The organism is Microbulbifer variabilis (assembly GCF_020524905.1).
Classification (GTDB): domain Bacteria; phylum Pseudomonadota; class Gammaproteobacteria; order Pseudomonadales; family Cellvibrionaceae; genus Microbulbifer; species Microbulbifer variabilis_A.
This window is the reverse complement of sequence record NZ_JAIVKI010000027.1, coordinates 19,193-34,487: the sequence shown is the minus strand read 5'-3', so window position 1 is coordinate 34,487 and position 15,295 is coordinate 19,193. Positions and strand designations below refer to the sequence as shown.

The 15,295-nt window shown below is 41.7% G+C and carries 11 protein-coding genes and 3 pseudogenes; 5 read left to right on the top strand and 9 right to left on the bottom strand.

The annotated features are described in order from the left end of the window. Positions 1 to 908: 908 nt before the first annotated feature. Entirely contained in the window at positions 909 to 1,730 is an 822-nt protein-coding gene (locus LC073_RS20260) for a phytanoyl-CoA dioxygenase family protein (protein WP_226649254.1), read from the top strand. Between the two features lie 129 nt (positions 1,731 to 1,859). Here LC073_RS20260 and LC073_RS20255 read toward each other — a convergent pair. The 3 pseudogenes from LC073_RS20255 to LC073_RS20245 form a co-directional block, all read right to left on the bottom strand. After that, a pseudogene (locus LC073_RS20255) lies at positions 1,860 to 2,168 on the bottom strand (integrase core domain-containing protein); the annotation flags it as partial. Positions 2,169 to 2,336: 168 nt separating this feature from the next. Then, positions 2,337 to 2,678, bottom strand: a pseudogene (locus LC073_RS20250) (helix-turn-helix domain-containing protein); the annotation flags it as partial. An 82-nt stretch (positions 2,679 to 2,760) separates the two neighbouring features. Further along, a pseudogene (locus LC073_RS20245) lies at positions 2,761 to 3,729 on the bottom strand (IS110 family transposase). Positions 3,730 to 4,020: 291 nt separating this feature from the next. Between LC073_RS20245 and LC073_RS20240 the strand changes: the two are divergent. Continuing rightward, complete coding sequence (locus LC073_RS20240; protein WP_226649252.1) at positions 4,021 to 4,506, top strand: hypothetical protein; 486 nt, start codon at positions 4,021 to 4,023, stop codon at positions 4,504 to 4,506. An 834-nt stretch (positions 4,507 to 5,340) separates the two neighbouring features. On the opposite strand, the gene LC073_RS20235 is transcribed toward LC073_RS20240, so the two are convergent. Continuing rightward, on the bottom strand, positions 5,341 to 6,006 hold the full coding sequence (locus LC073_RS20235; RefSeq protein ID WP_226649250.1) for a methyltransferase family protein: 666 nt from the start codon (positions 6,004 to 6,006) through the stop codon (positions 5,341 to 5,343). A gap of 326 nt (positions 6,007 to 6,332) precedes the next feature. Beyond that, entirely contained in the window at positions 6,333 to 6,482 is a 150-nt protein-coding gene (locus LC073_RS20230) for a hypothetical protein (protein WP_226649248.1), read from the bottom strand. Positions 6,483 to 7,458: 976 nt separating this feature from the next. Between LC073_RS20230 and LC073_RS20225 the strand changes: the two genes are divergently transcribed. After that, entirely contained in the window at positions 7,459 to 7,971 is a 513-nt protein-coding gene (locus LC073_RS20225) for a GNAT family N-acetyltransferase (protein ID WP_226649246.1), read from the top strand. Positions 7,972 to 8,194: 223 nt separating this feature from the next. On the opposite strand, the gene LC073_RS20220 is transcribed toward LC073_RS20225, so the two are convergent. Together LC073_RS20220 and LC073_RS20215 are read right to left on the bottom strand one after the other, a co-directional pair. Further along, positions 8,195 to 9,073 carry a putative selenate ABC transporter substrate-binding protein gene (locus LC073_RS20220; protein WP_226649244.1) on the bottom strand — a complete coding sequence of 293 codons (879 nt, stop codon included), beginning with the start codon at positions 9,071 to 9,073 and terminating at the stop codon, positions 8,195 to 8,197. 595 nt (positions 9,074 to 9,668) lie between these two features. Beyond that, positions 9,669 to 10,022: a hypothetical protein gene (locus LC073_RS20215; RefSeq protein ID WP_226649243.1), complete on the bottom strand. Its 354-nt coding sequence runs from the start codon at positions 10,020 to 10,022 to the stop codon at positions 9,669 to 9,671. Positions 10,023 to 11,443: 1,421 nt separating this feature from the next. On the opposite strand from LC073_RS20215, the gene LC073_RS20210 reads away from it, so the two are divergent. Continuing rightward, positions 11,444 to 12,301, top strand: coding sequence for a hypothetical protein (locus LC073_RS20210; RefSeq protein ID WP_226649241.1), 858 nt, complete (start codon positions 11,444 to 11,446; stop codon positions 12,299 to 12,301). A gap of 179 nt (positions 12,302 to 12,480) precedes the next feature. Next, positions 12,481 to 12,966 carry an AAA family ATPase gene (locus tag LC073_RS20205; protein ID WP_226649239.1) on the top strand — a complete coding sequence of 162 codons (486 nt, stop codon included), beginning with the start codon at positions 12,481 to 12,483 and terminating at the stop codon, positions 12,964 to 12,966. Between the two features lie 66 nt (positions 12,967 to 13,032). On the opposite strand, the gene LC073_RS20200 is transcribed toward LC073_RS20205, so the two are convergent. Next, on the bottom strand, positions 13,033 to 13,674 hold the full coding sequence (locus tag LC073_RS20200; protein WP_226649238.1) for an MIP/aquaporin family protein: 642 nt from the start codon (positions 13,672 to 13,674) through the stop codon (positions 13,033 to 13,035). Between the two features lie 198 nt (positions 13,675 to 13,872). After that, positions 13,873 to 15,255 carry an MFS transporter gene (locus tag LC073_RS20195; RefSeq protein ID WP_226649236.1) on the bottom strand — a complete coding sequence of 461 codons (1,383 nt, stop codon included), beginning with the start codon at positions 15,253 to 15,255 and terminating at the stop codon, positions 13,873 to 13,875. Positions 15,256 to 15,295: the final 40 nt, after the last annotated feature.

The window sequence follows — 15,295 nt, the reverse complement described above, 5'->3', positions numbered from 1 at the left end:
TTATCGGTCTTTATGAACCGGCGCAGCAACGAACTGTGACAAACAAGGCCTTCGGTGGCCGCCGAAGGTGGGTCTCAATTTACCCGTTAGCGAAAAGGATTTTCAACATCAGAATCGGAGAAGAACAACCATACAAGTGGCGGCACAATCGCCACACTTCGCGTGGCTGAATAAAGCACTGCGTGTTTTGCCTGTGCAGCTAGGCGTAAAAATTCTGAGTAAGTATGAGCAACAGAGAACTGGTTACATTCTTAACTTTAATATCAGCAGGCTAAATAAAGTCTGATGATTATATCCCCTGTTATGATGAGATTGTCATGAGCGAAGACAGCCCCCCAGAACTCATAATGGATTTGTCGCCCTTGAAGAATGAAGATGAGGCGATTAAACGTTTGTTATTAGAAGCATATGGTAACCTTAAAGAAAATTAGCCTGTGCCAGAAACTGACTATTTTAAAGTATGTGCTAAATTCTTCATGTACCAGTCTGACGAGATAAATTGGTCAGAGTTTTTGGATCGGCAATAGATATAGCAAAGCATGGTAGGTGCCAATGGGGCGTTAGCGACTTTAATCGGTTTTTAGCGGCGTATATAGAGAGCGGCTCTGATAAAGTACTAGCTAACAATCAGACTGAGCACCTTGCCGGCGTGCTCAAAGAAGAGATTGAAGTAATTTAGTTCTATCAAAGCATGATCGAGCAACCAAATTTAGCAAGTTTAGGCATCGGACATGCCTGACGGCACGCCAATGCTAAAAGCGTTAAATGGGCAATGAATAATGGAAATTTAAGGTATTTTTCTTAAAGCAAAGTCGCACCAATAAATATGCAAGTCTCATTGGCGTGACAGAAGTTACAAAAATAAGCAGAATTAACTGCCACCGTACATCTATTGATAGAGATAACATGTGATACTCAGTTTTCAACAAATAGAACAATTCCACCGAGATGGCATGCTGATCCTGGATTTTGAAATTGATGAACAGCTTCTCGATGGTGCAATCGAAAATATCGAGCCTTTTTACAAGCGTGACGAAGCCGCTTCCCGATATGCACACGGCACCCGGGTTCAGGATGCTTGGCGCTTTGATACTTGTGTACGTCAAATCGCGCTCGAGCAGAGGGTATTACAAGCGTTGAGAGAGTTGGTTGGTCGTGAACCCCGGCCATTCCAGACATTGAACTTTCCCGTGGGTACAGAGCAAAAGACTCACTCGGATACCATACATTTTAATAGCCAACCTGCAGGCTTTATGGCTGGCGCCTGGGTTGCCCTGGAAGATGTGGATGAGGGGAACGGTGCACTGGTTTACTACCCGGGAAGCCATCGCCTACCGGAGATTGGCATGCAGGATGTGGGTGTGCCACCCTCCTATGCCCACTACGGCAAATACGAAGATTACATACAGTCAATGGTCGAGGAAATGGAGCTGCGGTCGCAGCGGGGAATTTTGAAAAAGGGCCAGGTATTGATCTGGCACGCCAATCTATTACACGGCGGTGGCCGCCATCCGGACAAGGCTCGTTCGCGGCACAGCCAGGTCACCCATTACTATTTCTCGGGTTGCAGATACTACACGCCCATGATGAGTAGCGAATCCAGAATCCACTGGCGCCGCCCGAGTTGGATTAGACTCAATGCGCCTTATTGTCTGCCGTACCAACGCAAATCATTCAGGTCGGTAGTTGGGAAAATTGCCGGTAACATCTACCGGCGTATCAGGAACTGAGCCGGTGCTCGATCCACAAATTTTTGATCGATTAATGAACATCGATAGGCTAATTGAAGCTCATCAATGGGTGTGGAATCTAGCAATAATTATATTCTGGGGGAAACTGTGGCGCTTTCCTTGTAGTGGTCAACTAATTCCCGACAGTAATTTAAGTATTCCTTCCGCTTTCGCAGGCGGTATTCCGTCATTGTGCTGGTGGGGACGCTCCCTATTGTAGTAAGTCATCAGTTAATGACTGATGTCTCGCCTTGCTTTTGTGATGGATGTGTAACAGAGAGACAGTATCCACTCACTTTTCAGACTTCGAAACAGTCTTTTCATTGAGGCATTATCTCAGCAATTTCCACGCCGACTCATGCTCTGGGTCATTCGGTAACGCCAAAGCCGTTGGCGGAACTGTTAACTGGTATACTAACTGCCTTGATCTGAGTGGAACGTATGTGTGGTTTCCAGCAAAGCTACAACTGCACTCGAAAAGTTCAATGTCTTTGGAGCGGAGTTGCATTCTGAGTACATCAACGAAGTGCTTCCTCTTCCTATATTCGTAATAGTGTGATCGAGGTATTTAGCCAGCTCCACAATCCCCTACTCACTAAGTGCCTATAATCGCAATTTGAAGTTAGTCAGGTCGTGCCGTAACCAGATACTCAGAACGCCACTAGGGGACACAAATACACCGCGTTTACGCAGTTCATTGAAAACTCGAACCTGCCCATGGGCAGGCTCTTGGAGGGTATAAGTTAACACTGCTTCTTCAATGGCCGTATCAACACGGTTCTTCTCAAAAAGGGCGTCCATGCCGCCACTTGAAACAGCTTCCTTGTACTGATAGAAAGTGTCTCTCGATACACCCAGCATCTTGCAGGCTTTGGATATATTACCGAGTTCTTCTACCAGATTTAGTAATCCGGTCTTGTGTTTGATGATGCGATCATTAGTATGGATCGTGGGGTTTATCCTTGATTTTGCTTATAGGTTTAGGCGCCTTTATCAAAAACGGTAAACCCCTCTTTTTCAAGTGAATGTGTCAGATTTGGTCTGAACTAATCCATATTAAAGCCATTCTTTCATCCCAGTAAGTGTTGTTTTTTACCATCGTATTGAGGATGGTAAGTTGCTTCCTCATGCATGCGATAAGGGCTACTTTCTTTGGTTTACCAGCAGCGACCAGGCGTTCATACATGGGCTTTAATTTAGGATGTCATTGTATTGCTGACATCATAGAAACAAACAAAACCGTGCGTACACGATGTCGCCCACCCAGAATATAACGTTTACCCTGGAAGCGGCCGCTATCACGATTCATCGGGGCAATACCCACAAGTGCCGCAATCTCTTTGCGGTTCAATTTGCCCAACTCAGGAAGTTCGCTCATTAGCGTGTAAGCCAGTACATTGCCGACTCCTTTAGCGCTTAATAAGAGATCGCGTTTTTGTCGCCACTCGGCAACACTGTTAACAAGTTTATCAAGTTGCTTATCGACCCCTTCTAGCTCTTTCTTGATAGCTTTTAAGATAGCCTGAATGGGTTTGTGAACAGACTTAGGCATTCTCTTGAGACGATTCTTTTGCATTGTGCTCATCTCTAAGCACTGGTTCCTGACCGTCAGCAAATCACTGATATTTCTTAGTTTTTCTGGTTTGATTGATGATAATCTTGGCTTCATTGCTTCACCAAAATGTGCGATATCAATTGCATCTAGCTTATCTGTTTTGGCGAGCCGCCCCGCTGACTTTGCAAAGTTTCTTACTTGTGAAGGATTGCAAACAACTATCGGCAGTCCCGCTTTATGAGCAGCACAGACGAATTCTATTTCTAGTCTTCCTGTGGACTCAATTATTACTCTTTGAGGTTTAAGCGGTTGTAGTTGTTTAATAGCGTCTTTAATACCTTCTTTGTTATTGGTAACACTAAAGAACTGGCCAGTAGGTCTCACATAAATATCGAGTTGTTTACTGCTAGTATCGATACCGACATTGATCTCTTGAGATTCCATAAGATAAGCTATCTCCGCCTTGCTATTCGGGCTCGAGGCCCACATGACTATTCGAGTTATGCCTAGTGAGTGCTTATCACATTCATACTTGTTAACGGTCTTTTACGAACCGGCCAGGCAGCGAACTGTGATAAACAAGGCCTTCGGTGGCCGCCGAAGGTGGGTCTCAATTTACCCGTTAGCGAAAAGGATTTTCAACATCAGAATCGGACAAGAACAACCATACAAGTTTAGGCACCGGACAGTAAAATGCCGGTGCTAAAAGTGATATGCAATCAGGTAACATACTATATGAAAGCGACGATTTTTAAATCTAAAATTATACTGTGCTGTATTTTATTGATTTGCGGTTGTGCTAATACACAGCTTGAGATTGAAGGTAATGACTTTGCAATTCTTCAGAGTGGGCATTCGAAACATGAAGGCCAATTGTTGTCACTCATGTTCGCGCTATCAGATGGCGTCGAACTTAAACCTGGAGTATGGACAAAAGGCATTAAAGCTGCCTATAGAATCCCCTCAGGGACAAGAAATATAGTTACGAAAATAGTGTTTTCTCCTAAGAGTACATTCCCTAAAACACCTCAACTTTTAGTAGCATATTTTGCATTCACTCTCGAAGCACAAAAAGGTGAAACATATTACATTAAAGCGTTAGTAGAAAACGGCATTGTTACATCTTGGATTGTTAATTCTCACAATGAAATCGTTGTACCTGCTATGGAAGAACGACTGAAGCCATTACCATACACTACAATTGTTCCAGTAATTCTCTAAAAACCATAACTCGTGAATAAATCGCATAACAAACTAATCAACGCCCGCCAGCAAGCTCGCTCGGACCTCCACTCTGGAGCTTCGCGCCTACGTTTCGGCCCGTTATTTAGGTGTTATGTGTAGGCGTAGTCTGATGAAAGGGCAAATTAATGTATGGTAAAGGTTACATTTATGGTCTCGGTATCGCACTCATCTTGTGCTTTGTTATCTGGCAGTTAGATAATCGTTATTATAAAACGAAGCATGAGTTGCTGAGAAAGCAGCTCCGGAAAAAGAAAGAAAGATTGGATGAATCTGTAGAAAAAAGTTCGCCCAAGACTGAAGATTCAGAAAAATGAGCATGACTACACATTACAAGTTTAGGCAGCCGGCGCACTAAAGTGCGCGTCTGCTAAAAGCGTTCAGGCTGTAGAAAAAATAAAGTGTATCTATGATTCTTTAGATCCGATCGAACATTGGACAAAAATGGTGTTTATATGTGAATTCTGGCTATATTTTCGCTGATGTGTAGGCTGTTTTTCACGTAGAAACGCAATATGAAAATTGGGGTGAGCTTTTCTACACCCTCGTTATGTGAAAGACTTACCCACATTTAGTAGACACTCTATGAGCCATAAACTAAACGCCTAGTAAACAATCCTTTATCCACCCAGAGGGCACGCTCATAATACTGATCAATGGGCTCAGCTGCCCTACTTAAGCAAGTAGTTAACGATACGGTTCCTTCCACCTTCCGGGGCTCGACCATTCAGCTCTACCCTACTTATTCTATCCGTTCAGGACGTGATTGCAGTAAACGGCCTAGTTGCCGCAGACAGAGAAAAACCTATCTCACTACCAAATGAAAGGTAACAAGCGCCAACGAACTTGATCCTGATATTCTCGATAGCCGACAAGATGCTCTTGTAGTGTTTGATCTTCACGTGATGTTCGTACAACAAAGATCAGCACACCCAATGTCGTGGGCAGTAAGGCCCAGAAAGAGTCAAGTGCCAGCGGAAGGAACAGGTGAGCAATCAGCACACCTGTGTAGCCAGGATGTCGAATCAACGCATAAGGCCCCGTGGAAATAACAGAATGGCCACGATCCTCCTGAATACGTACAAAAGTCGAGAAAAATGGATTGGAGTAAATTGCCCAATAGGTAAAGCCATAGCCCAATACATAGATGAAAAACGCACAGACCTGAATCGATTGTGATATAGGGAGAGCGTGCCCGAATCGAACAGCATCGAGCCCAGCCACGATGAAAGTAGCTGGGTACAAGGTTAGGCAACCAAGGCTTGCAAGTACCACATCGCCTCGATCAATGCCCGGACCTGGAGTCACTCGCTCTCTGATGAGATTGGGATCGAGAAATACCAAACCTACCACTTTGAACAATAAGTAAGTTCCCAGAATAGCCCAGCCCATGGGCCATAAGAGTTTTCCAGCTGCACCGAATAAACAGACTCCAAAGAGGAGTGCTTCAAAAATGGTAAATATGATAGCTCGAATCAAAGCCCTACCCTGCGGACAAATAATTTATTAAAAATATGTAGGCCAGCGCCATACTCGAAAGGGTTGGGTGACAAATAAGCATGAAGCGCTGTCAATTTTCCGTATGTTAGAAAGTGCTGGATGTTATTGCTGATGATTGAGGCTAGGAACTTCTATATGGGATCATGAAGGCTTTGAATCATGGCCAGAAAGTCTCTCCCATACGTTGAATGGCTAACTTTCAAGCAGCGGCTACGAAGAACAATGAGAGAATGAATAGGAATAGGCCGCTGATGTTCGGCTGGGGTTTTCGACCGTGCGGAAACCCCAGCCGGCGTTATCTGAGATTAAGCCCCAGGTCTCTGAGGTGCAGTACCTCGGCTACTATCAGAGGATTTACCCTGCTTTTTATCAGACCAGTTACCGCCATTCACTGGCTGATTCGAAGCGAGCTTGGATTTTTTGGCTGGAGTCTTTGCTGCTTTTCTCTTACTCATGATGGACCTCTCTTGCTGAATTCACAGAACTTCCATGTTCACGGTAGCTGACGCGTCAACCTTTTTTTGGTATATAGCTAATAATTCTATAAATATCGATATTTAATTTTTTGGTAATAAAGGATCTGAGTGAGGCGTCACTAGGTAAACGGATGAGATTAATTGATTCTGCCGCCTTTAAAGCTCTTAGGCCGGTTTTAACAAATCAAAGAAGAGAAATTCTGCAGTGCCTGTGTCACATCAGTTCAGGCTGGTTGCCTGCTGACCTTGGTCGAGGATATGAAAATGACTCTAAGTAATAAAACAGAATAAGTAGTCTAAATGTAAGAATAATCATCAATTTATTTGGCAGGTTGTTAAGTAAAATTTTATTAAGCCAACTCCGTAACAAACTCTTTAATAAACTCACCAAACCGCCCTTCCCTATCGGCACTAATTAAATCTAGAGATATTTCTCAAGCAGGTATTTTACGTGCTAACAACGAGTAAAATAGTATCGGTCAAATCTTTCTAACAAGCTCTGATTGTTGTCGATACTATACGCTTTATTCTCAACGAGAATGTAGACACCAAAATACTAAATTGGGTCCTTAGGTGATCCTTTGATCGCAAAAATGTATCTGGCTTGGCTATTGCCATCGCCAGCTCTTCTAATATATAACCCTAAAGAATCCACCACTTAGACTGCCCAATTTAAACAAAAATAGAATTGAATTGAGCTTGGAACAATCACTTTGATTAAAAGACCATCAGACGCATCATCACATACATCAATACCTGAGAACTAGAGTTCGTCCTTACATCTACTCTTGAAATGGACTAAATCATTGACTTTTATCGCGCCATCCATAATATTAAAAGCTTTCAATTAAGCAGATACTAATGAGCCTCTTAAATCCACCTTTGATTCTTATTGATTTACCTTAATTGTTGACCTTTCGGGAGACAACTATAGTTAAACCAAAAAATATGAGGCATGGATATAGAGGAGCAGATTTCAAGACTACCAGTAGTTAAATTATATAATATGAAAGTTGTGGATGTAACAGATAAGAACCTGAGTATTTATTTAAATCTGGCTCAATGTTATGAGGCCGAATTCTCGGTACTAACTAAGAAAAAACCTAATAAGGATGGCCTATTTGCACTAGACACAGATATTATTTCGCCAACTAGAGGTTACATTGTCTTTATCGAGAAGACTCCTGCGGGTATAGCGGCAATAGGATGCAAAGGCACCTCATATGAGGTTTTTGAGTTTTATATAGTCCCTTATTTTAGAAAAGAAAAGTTGGGCACTAAATTCGCTCATTCTATTTGGAGCAAGTTCCCAGGCAAGTGGGAAGTCAAACAGATAGAAGGTGCCGATCATGCGGTGAACTTCTGGAGGAATTGTATTAGAAAATATCCCCACAAGAATTATATAGAAGATCAGTATCAAGACCATTATTGGGGCCAGGTTAATAGGCAAAGTTTTATAGTATTTTAAGTTCGTATATTAGGCCGAGGCATTGGGTATATAAACGACTAATTAGAAGAACAATGAAAAATCAGCTTCTTAGACCAAACAAAAGTATAAATTGGTTGAAATCAATTCAAAGGTTACCGCTAGACAACCAATAGTTTTTCAAGGGATAGAAGATAGAAATTAATAATACTATAAAGGTTTGAAGAATTTAAATGCATACTTTATTGACTAAAAGTATACCTTCCTACTTTTTCAAAATACCGATCTCAATAGCCGTATCCAAAATCGGCTGATACATGGCGTTGTCAGCCTTAATGAAACGCTTACGGGGAAATAAGGCAAGAAGCTTTGGGTCACGCATATTCAAAAGCGCCTGCTGTACTTTATCCTGGAATCCATCGCCCCAGGTCTCGTTGACATCTCCACGAATTGTCCAGTTATAATTTGGGTATCCGGGGGTTTTCCAAATGATCCGCACTTTTGTCTCATCCACCTTACCAGCCTTCTTTTCGTTCTCCCAGACCTTATAGTTCACTGCGCCGACCTGATATCTGCCTGATTGTACAAGATCTAGGGTTGTGGAGTGGTCGCCACTGAAGCCCACATGACGAAAAACATCACGAGGGGGTTTACCGAAAGCCGAACGCACAAAGAATTCTGGCATCAGACGCCCAGAAGTTGAATCTTTAGAGCCAAAAGCAAATGTCATGCCCTCAATGTCTTTTGGGAAGTCTTGTGAAAGAGTTAATCCAGTACTGGTGTTGGCAATAAAATAAGTAGTGAAATCCGCGTCTTCTTCACCTTGAGCAATAGCCTGCGCGCCAGGCTCCGCAAACCGCGCCTGAACCCCTGAAAGGCCACCAAACCAGGCTAGCTGCACTTCATTGTTTTCAAATGCAGTAACCGCAGCGCTATACGATTTTACTGGTAAATATTTGACCTCAATTCCTAGTGCATTCGTTAGATACTGTGCAACCTTATCAAAACGTTTCTGTAGACGGGCAGTATTCTGATCCGGGATGGCGGTGAAAACAAAAGGCTTTGACTTTTCTATGGCCAATATGAATGATACCCCGACAAACAAAATTAAAGCCAAAACAAACATGAATGAGCGCTTTAGCATTTACTTCTTCCTCTGCAGAGCTGGGACTTCATATTTATAGTCAAATTTTTAGACTATATAAAGATATCTAATTAGAATAACCTATACCTCAGGTTGTTGAGAGTAACTCTTGCCAAGTGTTCAATATCGAATATGACTGGCACAGAAATGAAGTTTCTTTGCCCCGACAATAAACCTCTCGCTGTGTTATTAAAGCCTATGAAAGATGTATCCTTTCGAACTACTCATCGATAGAACAATAGACGTAAACATTTTTATCCTACTATAAAAAAACTAGAAAATTAAATAGCTATCTATAATACGGCAACAAACGGAAAGAGATTTAAAAAATCACCTACCTATACCTCTTCGCCTTTTCTTTTCCAGGATTTACTAAATATCACGTGGATCAGAAGTTCTTGCTCAGGAATGCTTCAGCTGTGAAAAAATCTCTCCTAAATATTCAATCTCAACTTTTCTTTACAACATATAGATTCACATATATCGTGCAGATAATTTTTGGTTTAGGATGCAAAAGATCATAGAGCTCATGCAATGTCAAATGAAAAATATATCAGCTTCTTGAATAGCTGAATCTTTAAAATCCATAATTGGCTTACGTATAAAGGATTTCCGTGTATAAACTTTTAATTATTGCAGCAAGTTTTTTTCCTGCTATTGCTTTTGCAAATGCTGTTTGGCCCGCTTTATATCTAGAAACACGTCTTTTTTCTTTTTGGGCGATCGGAATTGGACTTGTCATTGAGTTTATTACCATCAAATGGCTGTTTACACTATCAGTAAAAAAATCCATAATTGCTGTTGTATTTGCCAACTTACTATCCTCTGTAGCTGGTATAGTCCTAATTCCTTTAGCAGGTATTGTATGGGAGATTTTCCCTGGCTCAGTGATGTATTGGGCATTTGGTATAGGCACTTTTAATCCTGTGACATGGATAGCAACCTTCATTTTAGGATGCTTGGTGAACGGCCTACTAGAGGGGAGCGTTTATAAAAGGTGGTTTGTACCTGAGTTTAGGTTCAAAAGTAAGGCTTTTCTCTGGTTACTGGCTGCAAACTCTCTGAGTGTTGGTGCTGCATTTATAAGTCTACTTCTAAAACCAGTACACCCATGATAAATTCTCAATCAATCCCCTCCTTCTCCTTTATGAAATGCTCTTCTGTATACCGCTCTTGCAATGACCACTTTAAGTGTGAATAGGAAAGCTAAGCTCCCAGCTCCAATGATTTCTAGGTAGGACAGCATCAATGGGCATGACTGCCGAGCCCTTCGCTCCTTGTTTTCTCTACAGATGATAGGGAAATGTATACCCTGTTATCTGCGGGTTTCGAAGGGCCGTACTTCAACGCAGAGGTGATTGGTACAATCGTTCAGTTTTTTTCGAATTCCGGGAGCAAGCTACTGTTTAAAAGAAATATATTGACTTTATCTGCAAAGGTGGGTCGATGTGCTCGCCTGAGAATAAATGCATTCCTATGGTAGAAGGTTACAAGAGTCTCATTGGAGATGGCTATAAAAGCAGCCCCGTGACGCATGTCTCATTTCTGGAATTTGAGAAATGTTCATGATCTTTTCTGATAAAACCAATAGTCAATACAAACAGATAACGGTTCAATCCTTTGTTACCTAAAAGAAAGCTAATTGCTATGGGATAGAGGGTAAAAAAGCGTAATGGAATATCTGATCTTTATATTATCTTTCTGCGGAAAAATGACTCCAAAGGTCCAGTTATTAATATGAGCGACCAAGTCAATACCAACAAATGGGAAGCCACCACTAACCATGCAGCTGCTAAATAACCTTCAAAAAAACCTTAGAATATGATTGAAAAAGCATCAATATCTATTAATTGGATACAAAACTCATAGACAATCTACGAGACAAATCAAACCAGTTTTGCAGAAGTAGTTCTCTTTTAGAAAGGCCGGCTTTCTGTATATGGGGATATTTTGCAAAACTACGAGTTCTTTACCCTTAATTCTGTCAGAATGGTTACCCCATATTTTAAGACTCTTGTACCAAATTGCTGCCACCCAGAACCAATGTACCAAGTAATACGCTGAGCGGTGCCTGTTTTACCTGCGTTGCTCATGCACTTTGGCCTCAGTTTAAGATCTACAAGCTTCATCCTGCACGGTTCTAGTGTGCCAACAAGTAATTTAACTGATGGTAAAATATGTTAATGTTGTCAGTGTTTCTAGGGTAGAAACTAGTGTTCCGGTGACTCTAATATTACTTACACCAAGCATTCCAACACTAACTTTTTTAGCTTGATTACATTATCCTTACACTACCCTCTACAACAGACTTCTTATATGAGTGACATTCATTCAAAATTTTAACTATTCCACCTCATGAAAGGATTAAACATGAGTGCAGACATTTTTAATGATGTAAAAATTCGAGAGATGATTAAGTTTTGCTCTACCGGCTATGACGCCTGGGGTAGAATCATTAAAAGAGATGTCGCCAACAATTATGTTGCGGGTCGGGACCGTTCCACCAAAGGTCAGGTTTACTGGAGCAATCTCAATAGTGAAGTTAGCTGTATTTTAGCGATCCATTCCTTTCTTAGAGAATACTTAACATCGAAAGCACCTGCCAGTGAAGTCGCACGATTAGATCAAATGCGAACTAATTTTAGATTGGCAGCGGTCGACTATCAAAGACGATGCTCTACAACACACCTAACAAATGATATAAACAAAAAAATCAACAAGAACGATGCTCTTATAAAAGACAGAGAAGATAACCTTGAGGTTTCAACTATATGTCTGGCATCCTCTATGCAGGATATCACGTCGAAAATAAACGGTATTATCGCAACTTATCTTGCACTTATAGGTATGAGGAAAAATCTAGCTTCATTGGATGCCTCCTGGAGTGAATATTACAAAACAATTCGGCGTGATTTTTTGGCTGTCGCCTCAAATATAGCAGGTCTGTTTGTACCTACGAATGTAGGGAATTCGATCATTGTTGCCTGGATGTATAGCGACATTAGAGATATTAGAAACTTCCACAAAACCGGACAGAAACTATCTGAAGAGAAGCAAGAAATCTTAAAGGTAGCTGGTCAATTTAATGGAGACACTTCCATCGGCGACTTTTATACCTATGTACTGGTAACCGCCTTAGCTGAGCATTATGGTTTTTCCCCCAACAATGGGATTAGATATAACCCACAGCACCAACACTTGGATATGGCTAAAGGTCTTGTAGGCTAATATAATTCTATTATTTCTCTCACGCTTAATATAAGCAGGTTAAATTTAGTGCAGAAACAGTAGGAAAACAATGAGACTCTTAAATTTTTTGGCTTATATGTTTTTTATTGTTGCTGCACTAAAAAATGCACATCAAAATGCTTTACATCCTTTCTCTTTCTTTAGAAAAGGTTACTTAAATGGGTAAGATATTAATTTTTGGGAATTCAGGTTCTGGGAAGTCTACACTAGCAAAAAGGCTTTCAAAAGGAGGGTTAGCCCATCTGGACTTAGATACTTTAGCATGGATGCCAACTATACCTCCACAAAGAATGCCCTTGAAAGAATCCCAATTAAAAATAGAAGCTTTTATCGAGACACATAAAGACTGGGTGATAGAGGGTTGCTATACCGATTTACTAGAGCTTCTGGCCAACCATGCATCGGAGATAATATTCATGGATCTCAGTATTGATCAGTGTATAGTTAATGCCAAGAACAGGCCATGGGAGCCACATAAGTATGAATCCAAAGAAGCACAGGATTCAAATCTAGATATGCTCATAAACTGGATAAAGGAATATAAAAACAGGCATGATACTTTTTCTTACCAATCCCATCTAAATTTTTACAATGCTTTCCAAAAGAAAAAAGTAATTTATAATGAGAATCAAGAGAACATATAAAACGAAAAATAATCTATTTCCAACTGCTAGATTCTGTATTACATGAAATAGCTCTATTCAATTCTCTTAACTTTCCTGTAAGTGGCCACGAGGTCTGAATAGTAGATAGCTAACCAAAGCACCTACACTAGCGCCCACGAATGGCATTAATAAATAATCCCAACTCCATGCTTTTGTGGCCAAAGCCACCGCCGGGTTCAGAATTCCGTATGAAGCATTGTGGGATACAATCAATCCCAGTAACAACGAGCTGCCGACAACAATTCCTGAAGTGGCTTTTCCAATATCCTTATTATGGGCCGTAGCCATAACACCAAAACTGAAAAATGCCGTTCCCAGCCCCTCCCCTATACCACTAAAAATTGATGCCTTATGGGAAACCAACCATCCTTCCTGTCCCAGTGGGACATAAATAGTTACCATCAGCAGCGCCAGAATTCCTCCACATACTTGAACGATTACATAACCTATAAAATCCCTGAAACTGAGCTTCTTGGAGATAAGCATGGAAAAAGAGATGGCAGGGTTAATATGGCACCCAGAAATCCCTCCAATGATATAGACACAAAGTCCCAACGCCAGGCCAGCGGCAATTGGTGTCGCTATAGGGAATGGGTTGGTCGGCGTTAAAGAAGTCAGCACCGCTGTCGCCAGAATAAAGGTACCGATTAATTCTGCCGAAAGTCTTTGGACGAAGGAGTAGCTCATTGATTTCCCCTCAACGCCGAAATGTTATGCGTTACAATTGAAGAAACAACATAGGCGTCATCACTTCATGAAAAGGCACCTATATATTCAATTGATTGTAGACTACAAAAACTATTAGCGTCCCCAATGAAAAACATTGAATTATGGCCTGTGCTAGTAGGTAAATGGGTAATATTTCCAGGCTCTTTTAAAACACATTTACAGAATCCCCTCCTCCTCGTAATCTACTTTTACATCTTTACCAGTTACAAACAAAATACAAACTACTAACCCCGCCAATGCCAGATAAGCATTAACTGTAAAGGCTCTATCAATTCCAGAAGGCAGATTTGGGGCCATAGCAACTATAGTTGTATTCATACCCAAGCCAATGGCGCCACCTGCTATTTGATACATAAAAAGTATTGCTGCGGCCAGACTAGCTCTGGAGGGATCAACAACAGTTAACGCTGCTGTAGTAATGGTGGAGTAAAAAAGGCCAACGCCCGCTCCGAGAATCATCAAACCGGGTATGAGAATCGGATAGGTGGTATTTATGGTTAAGTGTGAGAGCATAAACATACCAGCGCACATGCATATGGTGCCAGCTGAAACGATCACCTTAGCCCTCAACTTTTCATACAGACTGCCTGAGATATAGGAAACAATGCCAAATACAGCCATCATTGGTAACAGGCCTATACCAGAAAAAGCGGCCGAATAACCCCGAACTTTGGTGAGAAACTGGGGGATATACAGCAGGGCAGCAAAGAAGACCACAGAAAGCAGTAAGGTTGCCATACCCGCGGCAAAGAACTTGCTATTTGTGGCTACATCTTCTGGGATTAGGGCATCCTTGTTCGCTTTGCGCTCCACAATAATGAAAAGTCCCAAGAACACCAGGAAAACCGCGAATAATGAGACAATCCAAGGGCTCTTAAAGCCAAGATCTACCACCAGATCCAAGGCAACAAGCAAACCAAGCAAGGAAATAGACAGTGTAGCTACACCAGCATAATCTATTTTTTCATCTACTTTATCAGGGCTGTCATCGGCAATCACTTTCCAGCAAACCAGACAAGCCAAAGCCGCGATCGGAATATTGATAAAAAAGATCCATCGCCAGCTAGCTAAGTCAGTCAAGACTCCCCCTAGCATTGGCCCTATAGCATTCGATGCACCACTAACTGTCATAATTAAACCACCCGCCAGCCCAGAGCGGTCCTCAGGCAATAGTCTATAGATCATCCCCAAGATGGCTGGCCACATCATGGCGCCACCGATCCCCATTAATGCCCGTGAGATCAGGAGCATCCACATATCCACGGCCAGGCCACCAAGCAGAGAGAAGAACACAAAGATTCCAGTGCCTATAAAGAGGATTCGCCGACGTCCAAACATATCTGCCAGGCGCCCACCAGAGATAATAAGAACACCAAAAACCAAGGTATAACCATTTATGACCCATTGGGCCGTGGTGATATCGGAGTTAAACTCTTTCTCCATAGCGGGAATCGCTACAGAGAATGCCGTGAAGTCATTCGCAACAAGAAAAACCGCTAGACTGAGAGCCAACAAGCCAAGAAACTGGGTTTTTGACAAAGGAGTCCTAGTTTCCGTCATTGTATTCTTCCTGTTACTT